Annotated in this window: 3 protein-coding genes; 2 read left to right on the top strand and 1 reads right to left on the bottom strand. The window is 57.4% G+C overall.

From position 1 onward, the window contains the following. On the bottom strand, positions 1–839 hold an 839-nt coding region (locus RTY00_RS23755; protein ID WP_312666608.1), incomplete at its 3' end, for a LysR family transcriptional regulator. Positions 840–981: 142 nt separating this feature from the next. Between RTY00_RS23755 and RTY00_RS23760 the strand changes: the two genes are divergently transcribed. After that, positions 982–1,983: a zinc-binding alcohol dehydrogenase family protein gene (locus RTY00_RS23760; protein WP_312666609.1), complete on the top strand. Its 1,002-nt coding sequence runs from the start codon at positions 982–984 to the stop codon at positions 1,981–1,983. 98 nt (positions 1,984–2,081) lie between these two features. Continuing rightward, a partial coding sequence (locus RTY00_RS23765; RefSeq protein ID WP_312666610.1) for a nitroreductase family protein occupies positions 2,082–2,307 on the top strand: 226 nt, incomplete at its 3' end.

A 2,307-nucleotide genomic window follows, 5' to 3' on the forward strand; every position in this document is an offset into this window, starting at 1 on the left:
AACTGTTTGCGATGCGGGCAGATAAGGTGCAGCGGCGTGCTTTCGCCCGGCATCTCCGGCAGCACGCGCTCCAGCCTGCCGGCCAGCACATCGTCACACACATCAATCCACGATTTATAGGCGATGCCCATACCGGCGATGGCCCAGCGCCGCGCCACTTCGGCGTCATCACATAGCATGCGGCTTTTCACCGTGATCTGGCGGCGCATGCCATCCTGCGGAAATGTCCATTTGTCGTAAACGTGGCCGCCCATAATAAACAGCAGGCCATGATGATGCTGGGCGATCTCCTCCAGCATCTGCGGGCGACCGTGACGATCAAGATAATCCGGCGATGCCACCATCACGCGGCGATTGTCCTCCGCTAGCGGTAGCGCCACGTAGCTGCTGTCTTCCAGCTTGCCGTAGCGAATGGCGATATCCACCGGATCGCGGAACACATCGCTGATTTGATCGGAAAAGGAGAGACGCACCGCCAGCGCCGGATGCTCGCGGCAAAAGTCGGTTATCAGCGGCAGCAGAATATTGCGGCCAATGTCTGACGGCAGTGCGATTTTCAGCTCGCCGCTCAGCGCATCTTCATCGCTCTGCAAGCTGTCGGCTCCGGCATGCATCAGCGCCAGTATCTCCTGCGCGTAGGGCAGATACTTTTCCCCTTCGGCGGTTAAGCGCAGGCTGCGGGTGGAACGGGCGAACAAGCGCCGATCCAGTTCCCGTTCTAGCCGCTGAATTGCCGCGCTGACCTGTCCAGGCAGCAAATTCACCTCGCGCGCGGCGCGTGAAAAGCTGCCGAGTGCGGCGGAACGCACAAACAGAGTGACATCTTCCAGTCGGATCATCTTCTTATTCATCGTGGTAGTGAGCGGGGATTTTCACTCTAAAAGTGAAAGTGTTCACCTGCAACTGGCATTTTTCATTGCGCTGCGGCCCGCTATGCTGAATCCACTTCACCAAACCTGCTGATGAATAAGGATCTGCCTGATGAAAGCCATTGTTTATAGCCAAAACGGTTTACCGATTTCCGATGAAAATGCGCTGTATGAGCTGGAGGTTGATAAGCCAACGCCGGGCGCGCGTGACCTGCTGGTAAAAATTCACGCCATCGCGGTGAATCCGGTGGACACCAAAGTGCGCGCCGGTGCGCCAACCGCTAAGCCGCGCATTCTGGGTTGGGATGCGGTGGGTGTGGTAGAAGCGGTGGGCGCAGAGGTTACGCTGTTTCAGCCGGGCGACGAGGTGTTTTACGCCGGTGATATTACTCGCGCCGGCAGCTATGCCGAATATGGTCTGGTAGATGAACGCATCGCCGGGCACAAACCGCGTTCGCTGAATGACGCCGATGCCGCCGCGCTGCCGCTGACCTCACTCACCGCGTGGGAACTGCTGTTTGATCGTCTGGAAGTGCAGGCCGATGACAACGCCGCGCTACTGATTATTGGCGCAGGCGGCGGCGTTGGTTCCATGCTGACGCAGCTTGCCAGCAAGCTAACCAAATTGACGGTGATCGGCACCGCATCCCGCCCGGAAACTGCGGATTGGGTACGTTCGCTGGGCGCGCATCACGTGATTGATCATTCTCAACCGCTGGGTGAACAGCTGGCGGCAATTGGACATAAAGAGGTGCGCTATGTCGCCTCGCTGACGCACACCGACAGCTATTACGATCAGCTGATTGATGCCCTCACGCCGCAGGGCAAGCTGGCGTTGATCGACGATCCCGAAACGCTGGATGCGGTACCGCTGAAGCGCAAAGCGATTTCGCTGCACTGGGAATTGATGTTTACCCGCTCGCTGTTCCATACCGCCGATATGCAGCGTCAGCATGAGATTCTTCAGCGTGTGAGCCAGCTGATTGATGACCAAACCCTGCAAACCACCGCTGGCGAACATCACGGCGTTATTAATGCCGCCAATTTGCGCAAGGCGCATGCATTGATCGAGAGCGGTCGCGCACGCGGTAAGATTGTGTTGAGCGGGTTTTAATGATGCGGTCGCCATAAATGGCGACCCTACGGCGCGGTTTTGTAGGGTGCGCATTAATGCGCACCTGGTTAATTTTCTAACATAATCAGGAGTTAGCAATGACACTCAATGATGCAGTCACTCGTCGTCACACCGTCAAAGCGTTTGAGGGCGGTAAAAGCCTGCCGCAGGATGAAATCGACACCTTACTCAATGTGCTGCGCAACAGCCCGTCATCGGTGAACTCACAGCCTTGGCATTTTGTGGTGGCGTCCACCGCCGCCGGTCGCGAGCAGATGGCCAAATCCACCGAGGGCGCCTTTGTCTACAACAGCCCGAAAGTGC

Origin of the sequence: Pantoea sp. CTOTU49201, from assembly GCF_032054795.1 — a bacterium.
GTDB lineage: Bacteria > Pseudomonadota > Gammaproteobacteria > Enterobacterales > Enterobacteriaceae > Pantoea > Pantoea symbiotica.

Excerpts from the sequence above, each read along its gene's own strand:
- RTY00_RS23760 (WP_312666609.1), top strand. The coding sequence starts at position 982 with ATGAAAGCCATTGTTTATAGCCAAAACGGTTTACCGATTTCCGATGAA.